Here is a 25244-nt window from a genome sequence, read left to right as displayed (position 1 = left end):
TACGCCCGAGCGGATGCCGCCCTCCGCTCGCCGTCGGCGGGCGTCAGCCGCCGTCGGCGGCCCCGCCTTCCCTGCCGCCCCGCGGGCCGTGGGCGGCGTGGGCCTCCGCGCGGCGCTGCCGCGCCCGGCCGTCGGCGAGCACCGGCGGGATCTGCTCCTCGACCTGCATCCGCTCGTGCGGGGTCGGCACGCCGATCGTCAGGTCCTGCTGGCGCAGCCCCTTGACGGCGCGCACCTTCTGCCCCGGGTAGTCGACGACCTTCATGCCGATCACGATCTTGCCCGCCGAGTCGCGGTGGTCGAGCTCCCGGTACGCGTCGGCGACGTCGGCGAGCGGGAACACGTCGGCGATCGGCAGGCGCACCTGACGGTCGGCGACGAGCTGCGCGATGCGCCCGAGCGCGATCGTGTCGCCCGCCCAGAGCTTGACGGCGTCGTGGTCCTCGACCGCGGCCCAGTCGGTCGTCGTGAACACGCGGGACGCCGGCACGCCGAGCTCCGCGGCCTCCGCGGTCTGCCCGCCGAGGAAGTCGAGGAATGCGGTGACCTGACGGTCCGTCAGCGCCCGCACCCGCGCAGCGAGGTCCGGACCGTAGGCGAGCGGCTCGATGCCGAACTGGCGGACGAAGTCGAACCTGGACTCGGCGGTCGTGCCGATGACCTCGGCACCGCGCGCCCGAGCCAGCTGGGCCGCGAGGCATCCGATGCCGCCGGCGGCGGCGGTCACCACGACGAGGTCGCGCGGGCCGAGGTTCAGCCCGTCGACGGCACCGAGCGCGGTCGTGCCCGCGACGTAGAGCGATCCGGCGACCTCCCACGAGAGCGAGATGGGCTTCGGAAGGAGCTGCGCCTCCGGCACGAGCACGTAGGCCGCCTGCGCGCCGCGCGCGACGTAGCCCATGACCTCGTCGCCGCGACGGAACCGCGTGACGCCCTCGCCGACGGCGTCGACGACGCCCGCGAGGTCGCGACCCTGGCCGGACGGGAACTCGACCGGCCAGCGGTCCTGGTGGTCGCCGCGCCGCACCGCGGTCTCGACGGGCGAGATGCCGCTCGCGAATACCTCGACGAGCACCTCGCCCGGTCCGGGCTTCGGGACGGCGACCTCGACGACCTCGAGCACTTCCGGCCCGCCGAACGACTCGAACACCACTGCCCTTGCCATCGTCCCCACCCCCGCGTCGGTCCTGTCCTCTCAGGGTCCTCCCGTCGAATGGGAGCCGGATGGGAGCTGCCTGTGACTTCTATGCATGCGTATGCATGGAGAATCGGAAGGGCCGCCGATGGCCCGTGCGTCGCGCCGGTCGGGCTACCGCTCGGCCCTGGCCGCGAGGGCGGCCTCGTACAGATCGCGCTTGCCGAGGCCCGTCTCGCCGGCGACGAGCGCGGCGGCATCCTTCAAGCGGGTGCCGGATGCCGCGAGCGCGACGACCCTCGCGACCGCCTCGCCGGCATCGGCGGCGGGCGCCTCGCCCGAACCCCCGACCACGACGCAGATCTCGCCGCGCACGCCGCCCTCGGCCCACTCCGCGAGCTCGGCGAGCGGCCCGCGCCGGACCTCCTCGTGGAGCTTCGTGAGCTCGCGGCAGACCGCGGCCGGCCGATCGGCGCCGAAGGCCTCTGCGAGCGCGCCGAGGCTCGCGGCCAGCCGCGACGGCGCCTCGAAGAAGACGAGCGTGCGCCGGTCGCCCGCGAGTTCGACGAGCCGGCGCGAGCGCTCCCCCGCCTTGCGGGGCAGGAAGCCCTCGAACGCGAAGCGGTCGGTCGGCAGCCCCGACACGGCGAGCGCGGTCACCACCGCGCTCGGCCCCGGGATCGCCGTGACGTCGACGCCCGCGGCGACCGCGGCCTGCACGAGCGGGAAGCCCGGGTCGGACACCGTCGGCATGCCGGCGTCGCTCAGCACGAGCACGTCGCCCTCGCTCGCGAGCTCGACGAGGTCGCCGGCCCGTGCGCGCTCGTTGTGCTCGTGCAGCGCGATGAGCCGGGGGCGGTTGGCGATGCCGAGCGCCGCGAGCAGGCGCTGCGTGACGCGCGTGTCCTCCGAGGCCACGACGTCGGCCTCCTCGAGCGCCTGCCGCAGCCGGGTCGACGCGTCGCCGAGGTTGCCGATGGGCGTCGCCGCGAGGATGATCACCGCTCCAGTCTGGCGCACGGGTCCGCCGGGGCGCGCGATTAGGGTGGAGCGCATGGGTCTGCACGGGGTCGACGCCGGCGCGCGCGACGAGCACGAGGCGGCCCCCACCGGGAGCGACGGCGACCGCCGCACGCCAGGCGGCGAGCCGGAGGCATCCGTCGCCTCGCCGGCGCCCGCACCCACGAGCCCCGCCGCACCCGCGCCGGTCGGCACGCGCCTCGACGCGTGGTGGTCGAACCTGCTGCGCACCCCGCGCCGCCGTGCGCTCTGGACCTGGGGCGGGCCGATCGCCGTGACCCTCCTGGCCGCGGTGCTGCGGTTCTGGAACCTCGGGCACCCGCACGACATCTTCTTCGACGAGACGTACTACGTGAAGGACGCCTGGACGCTGCTCGCGAACGGCTACGAGTCGGCGTGGCCCGAGGGCGCGAACGAGGACTTCGAGCGCGGCGACACCGACGTGTTCTCAGACGACCCCGCGTACGTTGTGCACCCGCCGCTCGGCAAGTGGATGATCGGGCTCGGCATGGCGTTCTTCGGCGCCGACAACGCGTTCTGGTGGCGCGCGACGACGGCGCTCGCCGGAACGGTCGCGGTCTTCCTCATGACCATGATCGGCACGCGCCTGTTCCGCTCGACGCTCGTCGCCGTGATCGCGGGATTCCTGCTCGCGATCGACGGCAACGCGATCGTCATGAGCCGGGTCGCGCTGCTCGACAACTGGGTCATGCTCTTCTGCCTGATCGGCTTCTGGTTCGTGCTGCTCGACCGGGCGGGGGCCGAGTCGCGACTGCGCGAACGCCTCGACGCACTGCGCGCGGGCGGTGGCGACCCGCACTGGGGGCCGGTGATCTGGGCCAGGCCGTGGGTCGTCGCCGCGGGCGTCGCGTTCGGCGCCGCGACCGCCGTGAAGTGGTCGGGGCTCTACTTCATCGCCGCCTTCGGCATCTACCTCGTGCTCGTCGACGCCATGGCCCGGCGCCGGGCCGGCCTCGGCTTCTGGGTCGAGGGCGCGCTGTTCAAGCAGGCGCCCGCGACCTTCGTCCTGCTCGTGCCGGTCGCGTTCGTGGTCTACCTGGCGTCGTGGACCGGATGGCTCGTGACCGACGGCGGCTACTACCGCGCGTGGGCCGACGAGCCGGGCAACGCGGCGACCGGCTTCTGGTCGTGGGTGCCCCACTCGCTGCAGAGCCTCTGGCACTACCATCAGGCCGCCTACGGGTACCACGTCGGCGTGGCCTCGCCGCACCCGTGGCAGGCGAACCCGCTGACGTGGCCGATCGCGTGGCGTCCGACGAACATGTACTTCGCCTCGACGACCGACGGGTCGGGCGGCTGCGGCCAGGCCGAGTGCTGGTCGTCGATCATGGGCATCCCGAACCCGATCATCTGGTGGGCGGCGACGCTCGCGACCGGGTACCTCGTCTACCGGTTCGCCCGGTACCGCGAGTGGACGTCGGGCCTGATCCTCGTCGGGGTCGCCGCCGGGTACCTGCCGTGGCTCATGTACCTCGGCCGCACGGTGTTCCAGTTCTACACCATCGCCTACGAGCCCTACGTGCTGCTCGCGCTCGCCGCGGTGATCGGCCTCGTGCTCGGACGGCCGGACGATCCGCGATGGCGACGGCAGCAGGGCATCGCGACGGTCGGCGTGTTCCTCGGCGTCGCGGTCGCGGTCTCGATCTTCTTCCTCCCCCTCTGGACGGCCGTGCCTGTCACGCCAGACTTCCGGCAGCTGCACTTCTGGCTGCCGGGCTGGGGATGAGCGGCCCCGAGGAGCCGGGCGGCGCACGCGCTGAGCCCGGCGGCGGGGAGGGCGCGGACGGCGGCCGGCGGCCGGGCGGCGCGTCGCGCCGGTGGGGTGAGCGGATGCCGGGCCTCGCCGTCGCAGCGGCGGCCGCCGCGCTCGCGTGGCTGGTCCACCTCGCGGTCCCGGCCGTGCCGCTCCTCACGGTCGCCGTCGCGGCGGGCATCGTCGCCGGGCAGCTCCCGCCGTTTCGCCCCGCCCTCGACGGCGTGCTGAAGCCGGGCCTCGGCTTCTCCGCGCGGACGCTCCTCCGCGCCGGCATCGTGCTCCTCGGCCTGAAGCTGAGCCTCGCCGACATCGCCGGGCTCGGCTGGATCACGATCGGCACCACGGTCGCGGTGGTCGTCCTCACGTTCTTCGGCACGGTGGCGCTCGGCCGGGCGATGCGGCTGCCCGGCCACGAGCCGCTCCTCGTCGCGAGCGGGTTCGCGATCTGCGGCGCCTCCGCGATCGGCGCGATGGCGGCCAGCGTGCGGGCGCGCGACGACGAGCAGGCCCGCCCGGTCGCGCTCGTGACGCTGTGCGGCACGCTCGCGATCGCGGTGCTGCCTGCGCTGTGGCATCCGCTCGGCCTCTCGGCGACGCAGTTCGGTCACTGGGTCGGCGCGGGCGTGCACGACGTCGGCCAGGTCGTCGCGACCGCGCAGATCGCGGGCGCGTCGGCGCTCGCCGTGGCGGTCGTCGTGAAGCTCACGCGCGTGCTGCTGCTCGCCCCGATGGTCGCGATCGCCGCGGGCGTCGAGCGACGACGGGCGACGGATGCCGCCGGCCCACGCCCGGCGATCGTGCCCCTCTTCATCGTGGGCTTCCTCGTCGCGGTGCTGGTGCGCACGTTCCTGCCCGTGCCCGAGGCGGTCCTCGAGGCGGCCGATCTGGTGCAGACCACGCTGCTCGCGATGGCGCTGTTCGCGCTCGGTGCGTCGATCCGCGTCGCGGCGCTGCTGCACACCGGCTGGCGGGCGCTCGTCACCGGGCTGGCGTCGTGGGCGCTCGTCGCGGCGCTCGCCTACGGGGCGGTGCTGCTCGGCTGAGCGGTCGCCTCCGCGACATCCGTCTCGTCGTCGCCGCCGCGCAGGCGGATCGCGACCTTGCCCCGCACGCGGCCCGACGCGAGCTGTGCGAGCGCCTCGGGCGCCCGGTCGAGCGGGAACACCTCGTCGACCACGGGCCGCAGCTCCCCCGCCTCGGCATACGCGCGGAGCGCGTCGAGGTCGTCGCCGTTGCGCCGGGCTGCGAGCGACACGAGGCGGCGCCGCGTGAAGGGGGAACGGAGCATCGCGGCGGCCATGCGCGGCAGCGGTCCGAACGTGCGCGAACCGGTGCCGGCCGACAACACGAGCGTGCCGCGCGGCGCCAGGATGCGCGTGAGCGCGCCGAGCGACTGCGCGGCGACGAGGTCGATCACGACGTCGTACGTCGCACCGTCCGCCGTGACGTCCTCGGTGCGGTGGTCGATCACGCGCGTCGCGCCGGCCGCTCGCACGTGGTCGGCCTTGGCTCCGCTCGCGACGCCCGTGACGGTCGCTCCCATCGCCGCCGCGAGCTGCACGACGTACGTGCCGACTCCGCCCGACGCGCCGATGACGAGCACCCGGTCGCCGGGCGAGACGCCGGCGAGCCGGAGCGCCTGGAGCGCGGTCGTCCCGGAGACCGGGATGACGGCCGCGTGCACGTCGTCGAGGTTCGCGGGCGCACGTCGCACGAAGCGCGCGTCGATGACCGCGGTCTCGGCGAAACCGGCCTGGTCGGACTCCGCGAAGACGCGGTCGCCGACCGCGACGTTCGTGACGCCGTCGCCGACCGCGCTGACGACGCCGGCGACGTCGCGCCCGACCGGCTTCTTCGGGCGCTTCCAGCCGAACGCGGCGCGCAGTACCAGCGGCTCGCCGCGCATGATCCACACGTCTCCGGCGTGCACGCCCGCGGCGTGCACCGCGATCGCGACACGACCGGGGCCGGGCGGGCCCGGCTCGGGGACGTCGGTGACGGCCAGCATCTCGGGGCCGCCGTAGCCGTTCTGGACGAGTGCGCGCATCATGCCTCCTGGTATTCGGGCACGGGCGTGACGACGACCGTGCCGGCCTTGTGTCCGGTGTCGACGAGGCGGTGCGCCTCGGCGATCGCGTCGAGCGGGACGACGCGTTCGATGACGGGCGCGAACGCGCCGGACGCGGCGAGCGCCGCGAGTTCCTCGAGGTCGGGTCGCTTCGCCTCGACAGAGCGCAGCCCGGTGAACATGATCACCGCTCGGCGGCGACCGATCCGGGACGTCAGCTGCTGGGCCATGATCGCCCACGACGGGACGGTCGTCAGGTACCGGCCGCCCGGGGCGAGCACGGCGCGGGCCCGCCGGAAGGTCGACTTCCCGACGGCGTCGAAGACGACGTCGAAGGGCGCGCCGGGAGCACCGTGACGGATCGGGTCCTCGTGCGTGTAGTCGATCACCCTCGTGGCGCCTAGCCCTGCGACGAGTTCGACGTGCGCGGGCCCGCACACCGCGGTGACCTCGGCGCCGAGCCGCACGGCGAGCTGCACCGCTGCCGCGCCGACCGCGCCCGATGCGCCGTTGACCAGCACCCGGCTGCCCGCGCCGACGCGGCCGCCGTCGCGGAGGAACGGCAGCGCCGTCATGGCCCCGTCGCAGATCGCCACGGCCGCCTCGACCGACACACCGTCGGGCAGGGGCACGACGGCGCCGTCCTCGCGGACGACCACGGCCTCGGCGTGCGCGCCGCCGTCGGCACCCGTGGCGCCGAACACGCGGTCGCCCACGGCGAATCGCGTGACCCCCGCGCCGACGGCGTCGACGACGCCCGCGAAGTCGGACCCGAGCACGGCGTTGCGCGGGCGGCGCAGCCCGAAGGCGAGCCGCGCGAACCAGGGCGAACCCGATCGGCCCGCGGCATCCGCTGCCCCCACCGACGCCGCGTGCACCCGCACGCGGACCTCGCCGGGACCGGGCTCAGGCCGCTCGCATTCCTCCACCCCGACGACCTCGGGTGCGCCGTAGCGGTGATAGGCGGCGATCCTCATCATGCCGACACCTCCTCATGGGGGTACTGGAAGACGTCGTCGAGCGGCACCCCGAACACCCGAGCGATCTGGAAGGCCATCTCGAGCGAGGGCGAGTAGCGGCCCTGCTCGATGGCGATGACGGTCTGGCGGGTCACGCCGAGCCGCTCCGCGAGCTCGGCCTGCGTCATCTCGCCGTGGCGGAAGCGCAGCGAACGGATGTCGTTCGTGACCAGGGTCGGCTTCACCATTCGGGCAGCCCCCGTCGGTACATGCCGAGCTTGGCGAGGCTCGACAGGATGCCGGCGAGCACGAACCCGAGGTAGATGGTGTTCGCGATCCAGAACCAGTGCACCTGGAGCATCGCGAGGATCAGCGCGCCGAGGCCCGCGATCACGACGAGCGAGTTGCCCACCTGCTCGCCGGCCCGGTCGATCTGCTTGTCGCGCACGTCGGCGCGGCGGCTCTCGCTCGGCGTGATGATCTCGAGCAGGATCCGCCCGACGATGCCGGCGACGATCGCGCCGCCGATGGTCCAGAGCATGGGCGCCACGTAGTCGACCTCGTCGACCGGCGTGCCTGCGGCGAGCTGCGCGAGCACGAGCCACAGGTAGACCCCGTAGACCACGATCGTGACCACGAGGAACGACCACGTGCCCTTCTCCTCGTACGACATCCGCTGCCTCTTCCTCCTGATGTGAAGAATGTTTGACATGGCCAGTGTCAACCATTCTCGACACCGTGTCAAGCATTCTTTACATGGCGGATGTCGCGGGCCCGCGCCGCACGCGAGGGTGCAGCGCGGCCCGGGGCGGGCGCGGCCCGGGGCGGGCGCCCGACTAGTGGTCGGCGCCGCCGACGAGCTTCAGGCCGACGACGCAGCCGACGAGGCCCGCGATGAGTGCGAGGCGCGCCCACGAGACCTCCGTCTCGCCCGTGATCATGGCCCAGATCACGGTGAGGGCCGCGCCGATGCCGACCCACACCGCGTACGCGGTGCCGACCGGGATGCCGCGCATGGCCCACGCGAGTCCGCCCATCGAGACGACGAGCGCGACGCCGAACACGACCGACGGCCAGAGCTTGGTGAACCCCTCGGACTTGCCGAGGGCGGTGGCCCAGACGGCCTCGAGCACACCTGAGGCGATGAGGACGATCCACGACATGACGGCACTCCTTCGGCCAGTCTTGTCGCGTTCCGGGTACTGGGTTCCCTCGTCCGGGGGCCGCCGTCGGGCGACCTGCCCTCAGGCTAGCAATCGAGCCTGATCAGGCCCTGTGCAGCCCGGCGCGTGCGGCGTGGCCCTGCCCCGCTTCAGCCCTGCATTCCGGCCGTCGGCCTACGTTCCCCCGACGCGACCCGGCTGACGGCGATGATCAGCGGCCGGCGAGACCCGTCGGCGATCCGCCGCCGCCGGCGATCACGCGATCGGCCGAGAACCGCGACGGCGCGGGCCCCGCCCCGTCGGCGAGGTCGGCGAGGATCCGCCCGACGACGGGCGTGAACTTGAACCCGTGCCCCGAGAAGCCCGCGCCCACGACGATCGGCCCGATCCGGTCGAGCACGAAGTGCTCGTCGGGGGTGGTCGTGTACGTGCAGCTGATCGGCGTCACCGCGTCGGCGTCGACGCCGGGCAGCCAGTCGCGCGCGTAGCGCTGCAGGTCGGCGAGCTGGTCGGGCACGGGCAGGAAGTCGCGTGCGTCGGGGTCGACGACGGGGCCGACCCCGTGCCATCCGGCCTTCACGCCCTCGCCGGGCGTCAGCATGCCGTAGACGGGCGAACGCCAGTAACCGTACCCGTCGGCCGCCGGGCCCGGGAAGTGGTTGTAGCTCGGCCACGGCATCGCCTCGTCGCGCACCGCGAAGTGCGCGGGCCCCTCCTGGGTGACGACGAGCGGCGGCAGCGCGAGGCCGCCGACGAACTTCGTCGTCCAGGCACCGAGCGTCACGACCGCCGTCCGGGCCTCGAACACGTCCTCGACGCCCTCCTCGGTGACGGATGCCACGCGCACGCGGTCCGCGCCGAGCGGCTCGATCCGCGTCGCCCGCGTGCGGTGCCGGACGTCGGCGCCGGCGGCGGCCGCCGTCGCGTGCAGCGCCGCGATCGTGGCATCCGCGTTCGCCCGGCCCGCCCGCTCGTTGAACAGCACCCGGGTGTCGAAGCGGATGCCGGGCCAGCGGCGCGACGCCTCCTCGACCGGCAGGAACTCGGCGGGGATCCCGGCCGCGGCGAGGGCTGCGTGGACGGCATCGAAGTGCGCGGCCGGTCCGTGGTTCGCGACTCCGACGAGCTCGAGGAGCGGCGTTCCCGACTCCGCCTCGAGCTCGCGCCAGAGCGGCAGGGCCTCGACGAGCATCGCCACGTACGCGGGGTCGGCGTACCCGACGTTGAAGTTCCGCGAGGCGCCGTGGGAGGCGCCGTTGCGGTGACCCGGCTCGTACCGTTCGAGCAGCGCGACGTCGCGCCCGCGCCGCGCGAGCTGCCATGCGGCCGCGGCGCCCATCGCGCCGCCGCCGACGACGACGGTCTCGACGTGCGTGACGCCGCTCATCGCGATGCCGCCGTCGCGGAGGCCGGGCGGTTGTCGTCAGGATCGGCGGGTGCCGACGATCGCGCACCCGCCGATCCTGACGACAACCCGATCGAAGCCACCTCCCGGAAGTGCTCGACCACGGGGAACGGCTCGTAGAACCCGTGCAGCAGCTCGCGCCAGCGCGCGTACCCGGGCGACCCGCGGAAGCCGGGGTCGTGGTCCGCGAGGCGCTCCCAGTGCACGAGCAGGAGGTACTCGTTCGGCGTCTCGACCGAGCGCGAGAGGGTCAGGTCGACGAAGCCCGGCATCGACGAGATGATCGGCCGCGCCTCGGCGAACGCGGCTTCGAAGGCCGCCTCGCGGCCTGGGACGACGGGCAGGATCGCGTGCTCGAGGATCACCCGTCCCACGCTACCCGCGCCGAGCATGGCAGTCGTTCGCGCAAGATCGGCAGGGGGCGCGGCCGCACCGGCGCCGCCGCCCGGCGACGATGGACGCATGGACCTCGACGACACCGCCGCCCTCATCGTGATCGACGTGCAGCAGGGCTTCGACGACCCCGACTGCTGGGGCGAACGCGACAACCCCGACGCAGAGGCGAACATCGGCCGGCTCGTCGAGGCCTGGGCGGATGCCTCGCGGCCGATCGTGCTCGTCCGCCACGACTCGCGCGAGCCCGGCTCCCCGCTGGCCGCCGGCACCCCCGGCAACGCCCTGAAGCCCGTCGTCGCCGACGCCCCGCACGACCTGTTCGTGACGAAGAACGTCAACTCGGCGTTCTACGGCGAGCCCGACCTGCACGCCTGGCTCGGCGGGCGCGGCATCCGCCAGCTCGTGGTGTGCGGCATCCAGACCAACCAGTGCGTCGAGACCACGGCCCGCATGGCGGGCAACCTCGGCTACGACGTCGTGCTGCCGATCGACGCGACGCACACGTTCGAGATGGCGGGCCCCGGCGGCATCCGCCTCACTGCGGCGGAACTCGCGCGCGCGACCGCGGTGAACCTCGACGGCGGCGGCTTCGCACGCGTCGTCGCGACCGACGACGTGCTCGGGGCGTAGCCGGCCGCGCCGCGGCATCCGTTGCCCCGCGTTACGGGCGCGAGCGGATGCCGCGGCGGACCGGACTAGCGTGTCCCCATGGCAGACCGCGAATACGGCTTCAAGACCCGCGCCATCCACGCGGGCAACATCCCCGACGCCGAGGCGGGCGCCCGCGCGCTCCCCATCTACCAGTCGAGCGCGTTCGTCTTCGACGACACGGCCGATGCCGCGGCACGTTTCGCGCTGCAGAAGTACGGCAACATCTACTCGCGCCTGGCGAACCCGACGGTCGCGGCGTTCGAGGAGCGCGTGGCGAGCCTCGAGGGCGGCCTCGGCGCCGTCGCGACCGCGAGCGGACTCTCGGCGCAGTACATCACCTTTGCGAGCCTCGCGGGCACGGGCGACCACATCGTCGCCTCCGCCAACCTCTACGGCGGCTCGATCACGCAGCTGGATGTCACGCTCCGCCGCTTCGGCGTCGAGACGACGTTCGTGCGCTCTTCCGACCCGGCCGACTACGCGCCCGCGATCACCGAGCGCACCAAGGCGATCTTCGTCGAGACCATCGCGAACCCCTCGGGCGAGATCGCCGACCTCGAGGGCCTCGCCGACGTCGCGCACGCGCACGGCATCCCGCTCATCGTCGACTCGACGATCGCGACGCCGTACCTCAACCGCCCGATCGAGTGGGGCGCCGACCTCGTCACGCACTCGGCGACGAAGTTCCTCGGCGGGCACGGCACGACGCTCGGCGGCGTGGTCGTCGAGTCGGGTCGATTCGACTGGCACTCTGAGAAGTTCCCGCTGTTCGGCGAGCCGGTGCCGAGCTACGGCGGCCTGCAGTGGTCTGGCAACTTCGGCGAGTACGCGTTCCTCACGCGCCTCCGCGCCGAGCAGCTGCGCGACATCGGGCCGGCGCTCGCGCCGCACTCGGCGTTCCTGCTCGCGCAGGGCGTCGAGACGCTGCCGTACCGCATCCAGGCGCACATCGACAACGCGCGCCAGGTCGCCGAGTGGCTCGACGACGACCCGCGGATCGAGCGCGTGTACTGGGCGGGCCTGCCCGACCACCCGCACTTCGAGCGCGCGGCGAAGTACCTGCCGAAGGGGCCAGGCTCGGTCTTCAGCTTCGAGGTCAAGGGCGGCCGCGAGGTGGGCCAGAAGCTCATCGAGAACGTGAACCTCGCCTCGCACCTCGCCAACATCGGCGACGCGAAGACGCTCATCATCCACCCCGCGTCGACCACGCATGCGCAGCTCACCGACCAGCAGCTCGTCGACGCGGGCGTGCTGCCGGGGGTTGTGCGCCTCTCCGTCGGCATCGAGGATGTGGAGGACATCATCGCCGACCTCGACCAGGCGCTCTCCGCGGCGACCCAGGGCCTGGCCGTGGCCGGCGCGACGATCGGAGCAGACCGATGAGCACGATCGAGACGACCACCGCGTCCGAGACCGAGAGCGCGTCGACGGATGCCGCGGCATCCGACATCGAGACCGTCCGTCTCGTCAACGGGCTCTCCTGCGAGCTCCCGGCGAGCTCGCCGCTGGCGAAGCTGCTGAAGTCGCAGCGCACCTGGATCGGGCCCGACGCCAAGGCGCGCCTCCGGATCCTGAACGCGGCGAAGTCGGTCGCGATCGTCGGCGCCTCGCCGAAGCCGCAGCGCTCGAGCTACTTCGTCGGCACGTACCTGCAGCAGTCGAGCGACTACCGCGTGTACTTCGTGAACCCGAACGAGACCGAGATCCTCGGCCAGCCGGCATACGCGAGCCTCACGGACCTCCCCGAGGTGCCCGACATCGTCGTGGTGTTCCGGCGCGGCAGCGACATCCCGTCGGTCGTCGACGAGGTCGCCGCGGCAGGCGCGAAGACCATCTGGGTGCAGCTCGGCATCTGGAACGAGCAGGCCGCGTACTACGGCGAGGAGCAGGGCCTCACGGTCGTCATGGACCGCTGCATCAAGGTGGAGCACGCGCGCTTCCACGGCGGGCTGCACCTGCTCGGCTTCGACACCGGCCAGATCACGAGCCGTCGCGGCGGTCGCTGAGGCCGGCCGGGCTCTCCGCCCGCGCGGGGCTCCCGCCCGCATCGAACTCGGCGCGCAGGTACTTCGGCGCCTGCACGCGCCACGCCTCGGTGACGAGCTCGTCGAGATGGTCGCGATCGATCCGAGCCATCCGGAACGCGACCTTGGGCTCGCCCCAACTCGTGGTCGTGCGGAGGAACACGTCGGGCGCCATCTGCACGAGCGCGAGCGCATCGACACGGTCGGCGACCTTGACCCCGACGACGAGCTCGGCCGCGATGATCTCGCGCATGTCGGCCGGGATGCTGGGCCACGGATGGCACTCCCACGCGTAGGGCTTGCGGCGGACGAACCAGGCGGCGCCGCCGGTCATCGCGCGCTCCTCACTGCCGGGCAGCGCTGCGGCAACGTGTCGGAGGTCGTCGAGGGTGGCCACGTCACGACGCTACGCCGCCCCACCGTCAGGCGGACCGACGCCCGTCAGGCCGCGGGCGCGGTGGCGACGCCCGGGCCGCTGCTCGAGCCGGGCACGTCGATCCCGTAGGCGAGGATGTGCACGGGCGTGCCGTCCGGCCGCTCGAACGTGAACTCGCGGTCCGCGAGCCGCTCGAAGCCCATCCGCTCGTAGAGCCGGCGGGCCGGGCGCATCTGCTCGCCCGTGTTGAGCACGACGCGACGGATGCCGCGGCTCGCGGCGAGCGCGAGCACGTGCCGCACCATGGCCTCGCCGACGCCGCGCCCGCGCGCGGCCGCCGCGACGCCGAGGAACCGGAAGTCGAGTTCGTCCTCGTGCCGCGCGACGGCGGACATGCGCCGGCCCGGTCGCGGGAGCGTCACGGTGCCGAGCAGTTCGCCGGTCACCGTGTCGGCGGCGACCCAGACCTCGTGCTCGCGCGCACGCTCGCCGACGGCCTCGATCTCGTCGAGGTAGGCCTCGGTCAGCTCGTAGTCGCCCGAGTACGCGTTGCGCACGAGTCGTCCGACCAGCGGGATCTCGTCGTCGCGCATGCGTCGCATCGCCACCCCGTCGGCGGTCGAGGCGGGCATGCGGAACGTCGGGATCGATTCGGTGGTGGGCATCCGAGCCAGCCTACGCGTCGCCGGCTGTGCCCCCGCCGAATGGCGCGCACGGCGACGGCCGGGGATGGTGCCATCCCCGGCCGTCGCACGTTGCGACGAGGTCAGCCGGTCAGGCCGACCTGCCACTCGATGAGGTCGCCGATCTTCGCGACGAGCACGTCGTCCTGCAGGCCGTGGGCCTTCCCCTGGGCCTGGCGGAGGATGGCCGCCGCCCCGGCGTGGTCGCCGGCGTCGGCCGCGGCTTCGGCGTCGGCGAGGTACTCGCTCATGTCGCCGCCGAGCATCTGCGCCCGCATCGAGCCGTCCGCGAGCCCGTCGAGGACGCCCCCGACCTCGCCGAACGTCACGCAGTCGCCGCCGCCCTCGACGACGCCGGCGGTCCACTCGATGCCGCCGAGGATGTGGCTGAGGAAGAGCGGGTCGGACCACGCGGCATCCACGTGCCCGGCGCCCTCGTACCAGGAGCGGCCGCCTTCGAAGTTGTGGCACCACGCGATGGGGTGGTCGGCGCCCATGGCTCCGCTGCCGGGGTTGTACGTGGACTCGTCGAGCGTGAGCAGCACGTGCACGTCGTCGCGCGGGTTGGTCGTGAAGTTGTACCACTCGTCGAAGCGCACCCACTCCGTCGGCAGCATCTCGGTCGACGGATGCGTCGGGCTCTCGACCCGCATGGTCGCCGTCTGCTGGGCGGGGTGGTTGCGGAACCGGGCGCTGCCTCCGGTCAGCTCGCTGTACCAGGGCACGGTGTGCATCGAGTCGGTGGCCGCGTGCAGGCCCACGTAGCCACCCCCGCCGCGGATGTAGCCCTGGAACGCCGCGAGCTCGGTGTCGTTCAGCAGGCGCGGGCGGGTCGGGTCGAGGTTGTTCGTCGCGTCGACCGGCGAGGCGAAGATGATCGTGGCGTACTTCGACAGATCATCGGCGGTGGTGAAGGGCGAGGTCGGGAGCGTCAGCGCGGGCTGGCCGGGCGAGTTGCCCTGCGGCGGGTCCCACACGTCCACGGCGAAGCCGTGCTCGGCGCCGAGGGCGATGATGGCGTTGGTGGTGTCGTCGATGTGCGAGTGGCGGAACCCGAGGGTCTCGCCGACGACGAGCACCTCGTAGTCGTCGTCCGCCTGGGCGGGTGCCGCGGCGATGCCGAGGCCGAGCGTGAGGCCGGCGGCGCAGAGCCCCGTGACGGCGAGCTTGGCAGGTTGCTTCATGGGTCGTTCTCCCCTTCGAGTGGACCGTTCAGGTGCGCCGCACCGCGTCGAATATGTTGCGATGGGCGACATATTGCGTGTCCGACACTAGGCGCCGAGGCCGGAGGTTGTCAATCCCTTTCGTTGATACTTGCGCGCGGCACGTGCATCTTTTGCAAATCAGCCGTTAAAAGCGCCGAAGCCGGCCGAAGCGGTGCATTCCGGCGGGCGGGGGCCGGTCACGCGCACGATCCTTCGACGCGACGGCGAATGCCTGCGCGTGCTGCGACGTAGCCTTGAAGGGTGACAGCGTTCGTCTCAGCCCTCGACCTGTTCTCGATCGGCGTCGGCCCCTCGAGTTCGCACACGGTCGGACCCATGCGGGCCGCACGGATGTTCGTCGACGGACTGGCCGACGACGGCCGCCTCGATCGCGTGCGCCGCATCACCTGTTCGCTCTACGGCTCGCTCGGCGCGACCGGGCTCGGTCACGGCACGCCCGACGCCGTGGTCGCCGGCCTCGGCGGGCTCGCACCGCACGACTGCGATCCCGACGACGTCCGCAGTGCGTGGACCCGGCTCGGCGACGGCGCCGAGGTCCTCCTCGCCGGTCGCCACCCGGTCCGGATGTCGCAGGCCGACGTCAGCCTCGAGCCGCGCACGCGGCTCCCCGGACACCCCAACGCACTCACGCTCCAGGCGTGGGGCGACGACGACGCCCTCCCCCTCGCCGAGGAGACGTACTACTCGGTCGGCGGCGGGTTCATCCGCCGCGACGGCGATGCTCCCGAGCAGGCGGAGGCGCTGCGCCATCCGCTGCCCTACTCGAGCGCGGCCGAGCTGCTCGCCCTCTGCGAGGAGCACGGCGTGAGCCTCTGCGACATCTCGTGGCGCAACGAGGTCGCGGTGCACGGCGAAGACGGCATCGTCGCGGGTCTCGACGCGATCTGGGACGCCATGGCCGAGTGCGTGGCGCACGGCCTCGCGACCGAGGGCACGCTGCCCGGGGGCCTCCGCGTGAAGCGGCGCGCGCCCGAGGTGCGACGCCGCCTCGAGGAGTACGACCGCGACGAGCACGTGCGCGACACCTCGACCGAGTGGCTGCACGCGTTCGCGCTCGCCGTCAACGAGGAGAACGCGTCGGGCGGCCGCGTGGTCACTGCGCCGACGAACGGTGCGGCCGGCATCATCCCCGCGGTCGGCCACTACTACCTCAAGTACGTGCCGGGCGCCGACCGCGAGGGCATCCGCCGCTACCTGCTCACCGCGTCGGCCATCGCGAGCCTCGTCAAGAAGAACGCGTCGATCTCAGGTGCCGAGGGCGGATGCCAGGCCGAGGTCGGTTCCGCGTGCGCGATGGCCGCGGGTGCGCTGTGCGCGGTGCTCGGCGGCACGCCGGCGCAGATCGAGAACGCTGCGGAGATCGCAATGGAGCACCATCTCGGGCTCACGTGCGACCCGGTCGCCGGGCTCGTGCAGGTGCCGTGCATCGAGCGCAACGCCATCGCGGCCTCGACCGCGGTCTCGGCCGCGCGGCTCGCCCTGCACGGCGACGGCACGCACGTCGTCTCGCTCGACACCGTCATCGAGACGATGCGCCAGACCGGGATCGACATGATGTCGAAGTACAAGGAGACGAGCGAGGGCGGTCTCGCGGTGAACGTCATCGAGTGCTGAACCGGGCCGTGTCCCCCGGATGGGTCGCTTCCGGCGCGACCCGCGATTCTGGGAAGGTAGCCGGGTGGACCCGAACATCGACCCCGGAATGCTGGGCGGCCTGAGCGCCGCAGCCCTCATCATCGGCTCGCTCATCTACCTGGCGCTCATCGCGCTGAGCCTCTGGATCGGCTACCTGATCATCAAGGCGGCGGTGCGCAACGGCCTCCGCGAGCACACGCTCTGGCTCGAGCAGCGGCGCGGGCCGCTGCGCTGAGCCGGTCGGCGCGACCGACGCAGCGGTGGCGAGCTCGCTCGTTCGCGCCGCGTCCCCCGATGCCCGTGTCCCCCTAACAGGCGCACTCGACGACCGGCGCACCGGTCTCGACGTTGGTCAGCGTGTCGACCGCCAGCCGCTCGCGACCGCCGTCGCGCTCGAGCTCGAACCCCTCGCGCACCCAGTACTCGAACCCGCCGAGCATCTCCTTCACTGGGTGCCCCAGGCTCGCGAACGCGAGCGCCGCGCGCGTGGCCCCGTTGCACCCCGGACCCCAGCAGTACACGACGACGGGCGTGCCCGGCGCGAACCGCGCCGGCGCGACCTCCGCGATGCGTCGCCCCGGCAGGTGCACTGCGCCGGGAATGCGGCCGGCCGCCCACGCGGCCTCGCTGCGCGTGTCGACGAGCACGAAGCCGGGGTCGGCTGACCCGAGTGCGGCCGCGACGTCGGACACGTCGGTCTCGAACCCGAGTCGTGCGCGGAAGTGGCGCACGGCCTCCTCCGGCGAGGCGACGTGGGCGAAGAGCCCGTCGACGGATGCCGCGGCAGCGGCGGGCACGGGAGCGGTCGCGTTCGTCATGCTCCGATGCTCGCACCGGGTGCGCCGGGTGGCGGGCGCGAATCCGGACCACGATGCGCGACATCCCGCCAGATCGGAGCGCCGGATCGGAGCACCGGATCGGATGCCGGAGTGGAACGCGCCGGATCGGAACGCCGGGCCGGGACGACGGCTCGGACGCGACCGCCCGTCGGCACCGAGCTCAGGCGCCGCGGAAGAACGCCCCGATCGCCGCGCCGAGCGCGGCGAGGTCCTCGACGTGCGCGAGCTCGCGAGCCGAGTGCATCGACAGCAGCGGCGGCCCGACGTCGACGGTGCGGATACCGAGCCGGGTCGCGGTGAGCGGCCCGATGGTCGAGCCGCAGGGGATCGCGTTGTTCGAGACGAACTCCTGGGTCGGCACGCCGGCCGCACGGCACGCGGCGGCCCAGAGCGCCGCGCCCGCGGCATCCGTCGCATAGCGCTGGTTCGCGTTCAGCTTGAGCAACGGCCCGCCACCGAGCACCGGACGGTTCACGGGGTCGTGCCGCTCGGGGTAGTTGGGGTGCACGGCGTGGCCGGCGTCGCTTGAGACGTGCCACGACGCGGCGAACGCGCGGCGGCGATCCTCGACGCCCGCGCCGAGCCCGGCGCCGATGCGGGCCAGCACGTCCGCGAGGAACGGCCCGCTCGCGCCCGACCGCGACTCGGAGCCGAGCTCCTCGTGGTCGAACGCGGCGAGCACGCTGACGTGGCCGGCCTCCGCGGGCGCCTCGAGGATCGCAGTGAGCCCCGCGTGCACCGAGGTGAGGTTGTCCATCCGGCCGGAGGCGAGGAAGACATCGCCCCGGCCGAATCGGGCGGGCGCCGCGGCGTCGACCACGTGCACGTCGTGGCCGACCACCTCCTCGGCGTCGATGCCGGCGATCCCGGCGAGGTGGGCGACGACGTCGGCCGGCTCGCCCATCGTCTCGACACCCCAGATCGGCTGCACGTGACGCTGCTTGTCGAGTGTGAGGCCGTCGTTGTTCACCCCGCGGTCGAGGTGCACCGCGAGCTGCGGGATCCGCAGGAGCGGTCCGGTGGCGACGAGGTGGGTTGCGCCGTCGCGCGTCGCGAGGCGGCCGGCGAGTCGCAGCTCGCGGTCGAGCCACGAGTTCAGCAGCGGGCCGCCGTAGACCTCGACGTTCGCCTGCGAGAGCCCGGCGGCGGCGCTCGACGGGTTCGGCTTGAGCTTGAACGACGGCGAGTCGGTGTGCGCGCCGAGGATCCGGAACGGCGTCGTCGCCTCCGCTCCCTCGGGCTGGACCCACGCGATCACCGCGCCGTCGCGCACGACGACCCGGCGGCCCGGCCCGGTCGGCCAGGCGTCGCGCTCGTCGAGGCGTTCGAACCCGGCCGCCTCGAGGCGGCGGGCCGCCTCCTCGGCCGCGTGGTACGACGACGGCGATGCCGTCACGAACGCGGTGAAGTCCTCGATGTACGCGTCGACGTCAGGGGTGCCCATCCCTCCATCTTGGCAAACCCCGGCGGTTCCCCCGGACCGCCGCCCACGTCCGGCGCGGCCCCGCACCGCGGCTCGGGACCTCAGGCGAACCGGATGGTCGCCTGCAGTCGGGCGCGGATCTCCATGACGTCCGCGCCGCCGAGCACGGGCGAGCCCGGGATGCCCTCGCGGATCGCGCTCGCGAGCCGCGACCGCCGCACGAGCACGGCCGCGGCGCCGCGCACCGAGCCGCCGACCTCGAGCGGCACGCTCGCGTCCTCGTCGGGCACGACCACGACGAGGGCGGTCGGCTTCACGCGCGCCGGCCGGGTGACGGCCTTCGCGCGCGCCGCGAGCAACCGGATGGGCCGCTCCCCCGCGAGCGCCTCGCCGATCAGCTCGCCCCGCTTGAAGGCGACGGGACCGCCCCAGTCCTCGGACTGGATGGCGATGAGGCCGGTCGGGCCGAGCACGAGGTGGTCGAGCTTGGGCGGGAAGCCGGGGCCTCCGGCATCCGTCGCGATGTCGTGCCAGACCGTGTAGGCGATGCCGAGCGTCGCGAGCGCGCGGGCGGTCTCCTCCTCGGCGAGCGCGTCGGCGAGCACGTGACGGATGTCGCGCGGCGCCGACCGCACGAGCGACGGGTCGTACGGGTCGTCCACGGTCACGCCGCGGCCCGCCCATTCGCGGATGAGATCGAGGTAGCGCTCGCGCGTCCAGCCGCCCGGGTGCCCGTAGGCGCGCGCCATCGGCCGCGAATCGCGTCGCGGCCGGGGTGCGGCGGGCGCCCACGCCTCGTGCTGGGGTTCGGCCATCCCTCCGCCCGCCCCGCGATCGAACGCCGCGCGTGCCTCCGGCGTTCCGACGAGTTCCCAGGCCCGCTGGACGGCGTGGAACCGCGTGGCATCCCCACCCGTGTCGGGGTGCGCGTGCCGGAGCGCCCGACGATACGCGAGGCGCAGCGCCGCGGCATCCGCGTCGGAGGAGACGTCGAGCACCTCGTAGGGCGAATCGGACAGTGGGGAGTCGGGCATGGGCTCGCTTTCGGTGGCAGCCACGAGGATACCGTCGCCATCGGGGATCTCGCCGTGCGCGGCCTCAGAGCCTGCCGGTCAGTCGCCGACGGGGTGGAGCAGGCCGCCCGCGACGAGCTCGCGCGTCGCCGGTGCGAGTTCGTCCCAGAGTTCGGCGCGATCGACCTCGAGCAGGTCGGCGATCGCGTCGACGAGCACGCCGAGCGGCAGTTCGCCGTCCGATGCCCCGACGAGCGCGGCGAGCCCGGTGCCCGCGTCGACGACCCGGCCGAATCCGCCGCCCTGCCGGAGGAGGATCACCGTCGGCTGCTCGGCGCCGGGCCAGTGGTGGCGTTCCTCGGTCACGTCCCCGGCGACCGCGAGGCGGGTGGCTCGGAGCGCGTCGTCGTCGAGCGCGCCGACGAGGTCGGATGCCGCGAGGCACGCCTCGAGGTGCGCGGCGAGGCCCCCCGCCACGTCACCCAGCGGCCCGTGCAGTCGTTCGGCGCGCGCGAGCACCGGCGCACTCCCGCCGACCGGGCGGCGCAGGAGCACGTAGCCGAAGCCCACCGACTCGACCCCGCGGTCGGCGAAGTCCTCGAGCCACGCACCGTGCAGCGCCTCGAACTCCAGCGTGCCGGGCCTGGTCCCGCCGTCGCGGATCCACGTCTCGGCGTACTCGCTCGGGTCCTGGCGCTCGCGCTCGACGACCCAGTACTCGAGGCCCGCCTCGGCGGCCCACCCGGCGACGCGCTCGATGCCGTCGGCGAGGTCGTCGCCCTCCCGCCGGTACTCCCAGTTGCCGAGCAACTGTGCGATGCCGCCCGGCGTCAGGCGATCGGCCGCGCCGCGCACGACCGCCTCGACGATGGCGTCGCCCACCATGCCGCCGTCGCGGTAGTCGTACGCCGGGACGCCGTCGCGGCGAGGCGTGATCACGAACGGCGGGTTCGAGACCACGCGGTCCACGCGCTCGTCGGCGAGCGGCTCGTACAGGCTGCCGAGGCGGAACTCCACGCCGTCGATGCGGTTGAGCCGGGCGTTGAGCCGGGCGAACCGCAGCGCGCGTTCGGAGATGTCGCTGGCGATGACGCGCTCGCTGAACCGTGACGCGTGCATCGCCTGGATCCCGCAGCCGGTGCCGAGGTCGAAGGCGGTCGCGATCGGCCGCTGCAGCAGCAGTCCGCTGAGCGTCAGCGACGCGCCGCCGACCCCGAGCACGTACTCCTCGGGGAGCGCCCCGCCGGTCGCCAGCTCGCCCGGGTCGGACGCGATCCACCACTCCCCCGGACCTGCGGCATCGGTGAACGCGTACGGTCGCAGGTCCATGCGCGGTACCGCGCGGTCGCCGTCGAGGCGCACCAGGCCGAGCGCGTCGGCGCGCTCGATTCCGAGGACCGGCAGCGCTTCGGCGAGGTCGGCGGATGCCACGGGCACGCCGAGCACGAAGCACCGCACGAGGGTCGCGAGCGGGCGCTCGTCGGGCTCGACGCGCGCGAGCGCCTGCAGCGCGGGAACGCGGTGCCCGCGGCGGAGCGCCGCTCCCGGGTGGGTGGACGTCGCGGCGGCGCCGCGCTCCCACAGCGCCTCGATGCGGGCGACCGCGTACCCGGCGGCGTCGAGATCGGCCGCGAGCGCATCGATCGACTCGGCGTCGTGGGTGTCCTCGGGCTCGGCTGCGGTGCTCACGGTGGTATTCAACCAGCCGCGTCGCCGCCGTGCCGCCGCCGCGTCGTCCGTTCGACACCCGCCCGTCACCGGCCGTCCATGCACCGCGGGCGCGTGTAACCCGGACGACACACGCGCCAAGTACCGTCGGTTACGATCGGACGAGCGAGGGGAGGTCGCACATGGCAGAACCGACCACGCTCGAGCGCCTGCGACAGGACGCGCGAGACGAGCTCGCCGCACTCATCGAACTGCGGTGCCGCCTCGGCGAAGACCCGTGGGCCTTCCTGCCCGAGCTCCCGTCGGTCGACGAGCAGGTCGTCGCGACGCTCCGCGAGGAGCGCCTGCACTCCGAGCGCTGGAGCCCCGCTCGCGCCCGGGCCTATCACCCGACCGCGCGCCGCGGCGCCGCGGAACGGTTCGAGTTCGAGGTCCTCCGCGACATCGCGCTCGACCACCCCGAGCTGAGCACCGCCGTGTGGAGCCTGCTCGGCCGGGTCCCGACCGCCTGGTGACCGCTGCCCGGGCCGTCATGGCCCGACGTGACCGCGTCAGGTCGCGGTCGGTTCGCTCGCGGCATCCGCTCGCCGCTGCACGCGCATCCAGGTCACGAAGCCGATGAGCGTGAACACGCCGTAGAACAGGTACAGCAGCGCGGAGGCGTAGTAGCCGGCGCTGACGAGCAGCGGCACGCCGACGATGTCGACCGCGACCCAGATCAGCCAGAACTCCGTCCAGCCGCGCGCCATGCCCCATGTGGCGAGGAGCGAGCCGACGAAGATCCACGCGTCCGCCCAGACCGGCTCGAACGATCCGAGCGCTCGGAAGATCGGGGTCAGCGCGAGCGTTCCGCCGACGAGGAGCACGACGAGGAGCACGCGCTCGCGCCCCGTCGCCCAACGCGGTGTCACGGCGGGCGCCGACGCGTCGCCGTGGCGGTTGCGCGACCACTGGATCCACCCGTAGATCGACACGATGATGAACATGACCTGCCTGGCCGCTTGCCCGAGCAGGTTCACCGGGTTCGGCGTGCCGAACACGGCACCGAGGAAGACCGTGAAGAGCAGCGCATTGCCGATGATGCCGACCGGCCACGCCCACACCTTGCGACGGAGCCCGCCGAGCGCCGACGCGAGGCCGAACGCGTTGCCGACGATCTCGCGCCACAGGATCACCTGGTCGCCGATCACCAGCTGCGCGTCGAAGAGCCACGCGATGGGGTTCACGGTGCGACCGCCGGGTCCCCGTGCTCGGTCGATCGCGCCCGCCGCATGCGCCGGATCAGCGCGACGACGGCGCGCCAGCCAAGCAGGAAGAGCGCGAGGGTCGCCGTCGCGACGACCACGAAGGCGAGCGCCGCGCCGGATCCCGTCGCGAGCCGGAGCAGCATTCCGACGACGACGGCCGACACCCACGCGACGATACCCGTCGGCCAGACGGCGAGCGGATGGCGCCACCCGCGCACCACGAGCCATCCGACCGCCAGGCCGACGAGGAACGGCCACGCCGTCTCCCACACGCCGGCGGCATCGACGACGCCGTGGCTCGCGCGTCCGATCCCTGCGAAGACGATGACCAGGACGACGTCGACCGCACCGGCGAGGATCGCCGTCGCGCGCGGGACGGATGCGGGGGCGGGCATGCGTCCATCGTAGGTCGCCGCGCGCGCGTCACCCGACGGCGAGCTGCCGCAGGTCGGCCGCCGTGGTCACGGGCAGCGCGCACACGAATGACCGGCACCGGTAGGCGGTCGCGCGGCCGTTCCGCGCGAGGCGGCCCTCGAAGAGCTCGAACCCGGCGTCGGCGAACGCCGCCGCCTGCGACTCGGTCACGACGGCGGTGACGGATGCCTCCTGCCGACGCGCCACCTCGATGAGCTCCTGCCGGTCGTCGTCGCCGGCACGGCCATCGGAGGCCTCATCGTCGGGGATGACGACGACGAGCTGGACGAGCGGTCCGGCGAGCCGCGCCATGACGCCCAGCGCCCCGCCGAACGCGATCGGCCGCGCCGGCGCGATGCCGGCGACCACGCGCACGGCCGCTACGGCGAGTTCGCGGTACCGATCGCCCGCGCCGAGCGCGGCGAGCCGCCACGCGGCATCCGCGCACGCGGTGAGCCCCGACGGTGCCGCCCCTTCGGCGGGGTCGTCGGCGAAGCCGAGTCCGCGCGCGGCGAGCACCGGGTCGCCACCGCCGGGGGCCGCGAACGGTGCGCGGGCACCGCCGTCGTCGTCGCCGTCGTCGTCGGACGATCCGGTTGACCGGCTGCCCGGCTCGCCGGGCCGCGACCGCGCCGCCGTGGCGGCCTCGGCTGCGGCGTCCACGAGTGCACGGGCCGCGACCGCGTAGTCCACCTCACCGGTGGCCGCGGCGAGCCGCACGAGCCCGCCGGCGAGCATGCCGGTGTCCTCGAGGGTCGCGGGTGCGCTCGACGCCCGACCGTCGAGCGAGGCCCGAACGAGCGCACCGTCGGGGCGTACGTGCTCGGCGAGCAGCCGATCGGCCGCGCGTCTCGCGGACTCGATCGCGCGGCGGTCGCCGAGCACCTGCCCGCCGCGCGCGAGTGCGCCGACGGCGAGGCCGTTCCACCCGGTGAGGAGCTTCGCGTCGAGAGCGGGCGGTTCGAGCTCGGCTCGCCCGGCCGCATCCCGCCGGTAGTAGCCGCCCTCGTCGCGACGGCCGTCGATGGTGCTCTCGGAGTCCTGCGCCGCGGCGAAGCCGCCGTCGGGCAGCTGCATCCGCTCGGTGAGGAAGGAGACGGCGCCCGACGCGAGCGCATCGAGGAACGCGGGCCGATCGTCGCCCGTCGCGAGGTCAGCGGCGACGTCGAGGAGCAGCGCGTTGTCGGTGAGCATGCGCTCGTAGTGCGGCTCGCTCCAGTCCGCCCGCGTCGCGTAGCGGAAGAAGCCGCCCTCAACCGGGTCGCGGAGCGGCGACGCGCCCATCTTCCGCAGCGTGCGTGTCGCGAGTTCGCGCCCGTCGCCGCCGGCCGCGGCCAGGAAGCCGAGCACGGGCGCGACCGGGAACTTGGGCGCCGCGCCGAATCCGCCGTGCAGCGCGTCCTCGTCGCCGGCGAGCCGGTGGACCGCCTCGTCGAGCGCCGCACGATCCGGCAGGTCGGCGTCGGTCCGGGCCACGGATGCCGCGGCGATCGCCTCCCCGACGGCATCCGCGGTGCGATCGAGGTCCTCGCGACGCTCGTTCCACGCCTCGCCGACGGCCGCGAGCACCTCGCGGAAGGACGGGATGCCCTGCTGCGCCCGCGGCGGGAAGTACGTGCCCGCGTAGAACGCGCGCCCGTCGGGTCGCGCGAAGACGGTGAGCGGCCAGCCCAGCTGCCTGGTGAAGGCGGATGCCGCGGCGAGGTAGCTCGCGTCGACCTCCGGATGCTCCTCCCGGTCGACCTTGACGGCCACGAAGTCTCGACTGAGGATCTCCGCGATGGCCGGGTCGCTGAAGCTCTCGCGCGCCATGACGTGGCACCAATGGCACGTGGCGTAGCCGATCGACACCATGACCGGGACGTCGCGGCGCAGCGCCTCGGCGAAGGCGTCCTCGCCCCACGGGTACCAGTCGACCGGGTTGTCGGCGTGCGCACGCAGGTACGGGCTCAGGGCGTCGGCAAGTCGATTCGCCATCGATCCAGCCTATGCACCCGGTCCGTCGGGTGGTGCGTTAAATGCAGAAGAGCCGCCCAGCTCTGGGCGGCTCTTCTGTGAAGGTTGTCCGGCGGTGTCCTACTCTCCCACAGGGTCGCCCCTGCAGTACCATCGGCGCTGCGAG

General features: G+C 73.5%; 27 protein-coding genes and 1 riboswitch. Of the genes, 8 read left to right on the top strand and 19 right to left on the bottom strand.

All coding sequences use genetic code 11. The annotated features are described in order from the left end of the window. Window positions 1–43 precede the first annotated feature (43 nt). Both GJ743_RS08565 and rsmI read right to left on the bottom strand, forming a co-directional pair. Window positions 44–1165, bottom strand: a complete 1122-nt coding sequence (locus GJ743_RS08565; protein WP_155051495.1) for an NADP-dependent oxidoreductase — start codon at window positions 1163–1165, stop codon at window positions 44–46. 144 nt (window positions 1166–1309) lie between these two features. Then, window positions 1310–2137 carry a 16S rRNA (cytidine(1402)-2'-O)-methyltransferase gene (gene rsmI, locus GJ743_RS08560; protein WP_328288971.1) on the bottom strand — a complete coding sequence of 276 codons (828 nt, stop codon included), beginning with the start codon at window positions 2135–2137 and terminating at the stop codon, window positions 1310–1312. Window positions 2138–2189: 52 nt separating this feature from the next. Between rsmI and GJ743_RS08555 the strand changes: the two genes are divergently transcribed. Together GJ743_RS08555 and GJ743_RS08550 are read left to right on the top strand one after the other, a co-directional pair. Beyond that, on the top strand, window positions 2190–3902 hold the full coding sequence (locus GJ743_RS08555) for a dolichyl-phosphate-mannose--protein mannosyltransferase (RefSeq protein WP_155051493.1): 1713 nt from the start codon (window positions 2190–2192) through the stop codon (window positions 3900–3902). A 104-nt stretch (window positions 3903–4006) separates the two neighbouring features. Continuing rightward, window positions 4007–4975 carry a YeiH family protein gene (locus tag GJ743_RS08550; protein ID WP_155051675.1) on the top strand — a complete coding sequence of 323 codons (969 nt, stop codon included), beginning with the start codon at window positions 4007–4009 and terminating at the stop codon, window positions 4973–4975. On the opposite strand, the gene GJ743_RS08545 is transcribed toward GJ743_RS08550, so the two are convergent. The 7 genes from GJ743_RS08545 to GJ743_RS08515 form a co-directional block, all read right to left on the bottom strand. After that, complete coding sequence (locus GJ743_RS08545) at window positions 4951–5979, bottom strand: NAD(P)-dependent alcohol dehydrogenase (RefSeq protein WP_155051492.1); 1029 nt, start codon at window positions 5977–5979, stop codon at window positions 4951–4953. The two genes, GJ743_RS08550 and GJ743_RS08545, sit on opposite strands and share 25 nt — an antisense overlap. Beyond that, window positions 5979–6980: an NAD(P)-dependent alcohol dehydrogenase gene (locus GJ743_RS08540; RefSeq protein ID WP_155051491.1), complete on the bottom strand. Its 1002-nt coding sequence runs from the start codon at window positions 6978–6980 to the stop codon at window positions 5979–5981. Before GJ743_RS08540 ends, GJ743_RS08545 begins: the two co-directional genes overlap by 1 nt. Continuing rightward, window positions 6977–7207, bottom strand: coding sequence for a helix-turn-helix transcriptional regulator (locus tag GJ743_RS08535; protein WP_155051490.1), 231 nt, complete (start codon window positions 7205–7207; stop codon window positions 6977–6979). Before GJ743_RS08535 ends, GJ743_RS08540 begins: the two co-directional genes overlap by 4 nt. Next, window positions 7201–7632: a hypothetical protein gene (locus GJ743_RS08530; protein ID WP_155051489.1), complete on the bottom strand. Its 432-nt coding sequence runs from the start codon at window positions 7630–7632 to the stop codon at window positions 7201–7203. The genes GJ743_RS08535 and GJ743_RS08530 overlap by 7 nt, the downstream gene beginning before the upstream one ends. A 163-nt stretch (window positions 7633–7795) precedes the next feature. Beyond that, window positions 7796–8122, bottom strand: coding sequence for a DMT family transporter (locus GJ743_RS08525; protein WP_155051488.1), 327 nt, complete (start codon window positions 8120–8122; stop codon window positions 7796–7798). Between the two features lie 11 nt (window positions 8123–8133). Next, window positions 8134–8201, bottom strand: a riboswitch (guanidine-III (ykkC-III) riboswitch). A gap of 132 nt (window positions 8202–8333) precedes the next feature. Beyond that, complete coding sequence (locus tag GJ743_RS08520; RefSeq protein ID WP_155051487.1) at window positions 8334–9509, bottom strand: FAD-dependent oxidoreductase; 1176 nt, start codon at window positions 9507–9509, stop codon at window positions 8334–8336. Continuing rightward, window positions 9506–9892, bottom strand: coding sequence for an antibiotic biosynthesis monooxygenase family protein (locus tag GJ743_RS08515; protein ID WP_328288970.1), 387 nt, complete (start codon window positions 9890–9892; stop codon window positions 9506–9508). The genes GJ743_RS08520 and GJ743_RS08515 overlap by 4 nt, the downstream gene beginning before the upstream one ends. A gap of 97 nt (window positions 9893–9989) precedes the next feature. On the opposite strand from GJ743_RS08515, the gene GJ743_RS08510 reads away from it, so the two are divergent. From GJ743_RS08510 to GJ743_RS08500, 3 genes are all read left to right on the top strand, one after another. Continuing rightward, window positions 9990–10553, top strand: coding sequence for a cysteine hydrolase family protein (locus tag GJ743_RS08510; RefSeq protein ID WP_155051485.1), 564 nt, complete (start codon window positions 9990–9992; stop codon window positions 10551–10553). A 78-nt stretch (window positions 10554–10631) separates the two neighbouring features. Further along, window positions 10632–11957 (top strand): O-acetylhomoserine aminocarboxypropyltransferase/cysteine synthase family protein, encoded by a 1326-nt coding sequence (locus GJ743_RS08505; protein WP_155051484.1) that lies wholly within the window; start codon window positions 10632–10634, stop codon window positions 11955–11957. After that, window positions 11954–12580 carry a CoA-binding protein gene (locus GJ743_RS08500; RefSeq protein ID WP_155051483.1) on the top strand — a complete coding sequence of 209 codons (627 nt, stop codon included), beginning with the start codon at window positions 11954–11956 and terminating at the stop codon, window positions 12578–12580. Before GJ743_RS08505 ends, GJ743_RS08500 begins: the two co-directional genes overlap by 4 nt. Here the strand turns inward: GJ743_RS08500 and GJ743_RS08495 are convergent. From GJ743_RS08495 to GJ743_RS08485, 3 genes are all read right to left on the bottom strand, one after another. Then, complete coding sequence (locus GJ743_RS08495; RefSeq protein ID WP_328288969.1) at window positions 12555–12995, bottom strand: MmcQ/YjbR family DNA-binding protein; 441 nt, start codon at window positions 12993–12995, stop codon at window positions 12555–12557. The two genes, GJ743_RS08500 and GJ743_RS08495, sit on opposite strands and share 26 nt — an antisense overlap. 44 nt (window positions 12996–13039) lie before the next feature. Then, window positions 13040–13639 carry a GNAT family N-acetyltransferase gene (locus GJ743_RS08490; RefSeq protein ID WP_155051482.1) on the bottom strand — a complete coding sequence of 200 codons (600 nt, stop codon included), beginning with the start codon at window positions 13637–13639 and terminating at the stop codon, window positions 13040–13042. Window positions 13640–13740: 101 nt separating this feature from the next. Then, the gene (locus tag GJ743_RS08485; protein ID WP_196216956.1) at window positions 13741–14841 is read right to left on the bottom strand and encodes a ThuA domain-containing protein; all 1101 of its coding nucleotides are present in this window, start codon (window positions 14839–14841) and stop codon (window positions 13741–13743) included. A gap of 282 nt (window positions 14842–15123) precedes the next feature. Here GJ743_RS08485 and GJ743_RS08480 point away from each other — a divergent pair, with 282 nt between their 5' ends. Next, a complete protein-coding gene (locus GJ743_RS08480; RefSeq protein ID WP_328288968.1) occupies window positions 15124–16497 on the top strand; it encodes an L-serine ammonia-lyase in 1374 nt (457 codons plus the stop codon). A 64-nt stretch (window positions 16498–16561) separates the two neighbouring features. Beyond that, window positions 16562–16753 (top strand): hypothetical protein, encoded by a 192-nt coding sequence (locus GJ743_RS08475; RefSeq protein WP_155051480.1) that lies wholly within the window; start codon window positions 16562–16564, stop codon window positions 16751–16753. Between the two features lie 73 nt (window positions 16754–16826). On the opposite strand, the gene GJ743_RS08470 is transcribed toward GJ743_RS08475, so the two are convergent. From GJ743_RS08470 to GJ743_RS08455, 4 genes are all read right to left on the bottom strand, one after another. Then, window positions 16827–17336 carry a rhodanese-like domain-containing protein gene (locus GJ743_RS08470; protein WP_155051479.1) on the bottom strand — a complete coding sequence of 170 codons (510 nt, stop codon included), beginning with the start codon at window positions 17334–17336 and terminating at the stop codon, window positions 16827–16829. 181 nt (window positions 17337–17517) lie between these two features. Continuing rightward, entirely contained in the window at window positions 17518–18801 is a 1284-nt protein-coding gene (locus tag GJ743_RS08465; RefSeq protein WP_155051478.1) for a M18 family aminopeptidase, read from the bottom strand. Between the two features lie 80 nt (window positions 18802–18881). Continuing rightward, window positions 18882–19814 carry a DnaJ domain-containing protein gene (locus GJ743_RS08460; RefSeq protein ID WP_155051672.1) on the bottom strand — a complete coding sequence of 311 codons (933 nt, stop codon included), beginning with the start codon at window positions 19812–19814 and terminating at the stop codon, window positions 18882–18884. A gap of 78 nt (window positions 19815–19892) precedes the next feature. Then, window positions 19893–21482 carry a DUF7059 domain-containing protein gene (locus tag GJ743_RS08455; protein WP_328288966.1) on the bottom strand — a complete coding sequence of 530 codons (1590 nt, stop codon included), beginning with the start codon at window positions 21480–21482 and terminating at the stop codon, window positions 19893–19895. A gap of 161 nt (window positions 21483–21643) precedes the next feature. Between GJ743_RS08455 and GJ743_RS08450 the strand changes: the two genes are divergently transcribed. Next, window positions 21644–21976: a hypothetical protein gene (locus GJ743_RS08450; RefSeq protein WP_155051476.1), complete on the top strand. Its 333-nt coding sequence runs from the start codon at window positions 21644–21646 to the stop codon at window positions 21974–21976. A gap of 36 nt (window positions 21977–22012) precedes the next feature. Here the strand turns inward: GJ743_RS08450 and pnuC are convergent, their stop codons facing one another. Genes pnuC through GJ743_RS08435 form a run of 3 tightly spaced genes read right to left on the bottom strand, consistent with a single transcriptional unit; the run spans window position 22013 to window position 25099 of the window. Beyond that, window positions 22013–22687 (bottom strand): nicotinamide riboside transporter PnuC, encoded by a 675-nt coding sequence (pnuC, locus tag GJ743_RS08445; RefSeq protein WP_328288965.1) that lies wholly within the window; start codon window positions 22685–22687, stop codon window positions 22013–22015. Beyond that, entirely contained in the window at window positions 22684–23103 is a 420-nt protein-coding gene (locus GJ743_RS08440) for a DUF3054 domain-containing protein (RefSeq protein ID WP_155051475.1), read from the bottom strand. The genes pnuC and GJ743_RS08440 overlap by 4 nt, the downstream gene beginning before the upstream one ends. 28 nt (window positions 23104–23131) lie before the next feature. Next, window positions 23132–25099: a thioredoxin domain-containing protein gene (locus tag GJ743_RS08435; protein ID WP_155051474.1), complete on the bottom strand. Its 1968-nt coding sequence runs from the start codon at window positions 25097–25099 to the stop codon at window positions 23132–23134. Window positions 25100–25244 lie beyond the last annotated feature (145 nt).

This window comes from Agromyces bracchium (assembly GCF_009709675.1).
Lineage (GTDB): Bacteria > Actinomycetota > Actinomycetes > Actinomycetales > Microbacteriaceae > Agromyces > Agromyces bracchium.
Note: the sequence above shows the minus strand (reverse complement) of the source record. Positions and strands in the feature narration are given on the sequence as shown.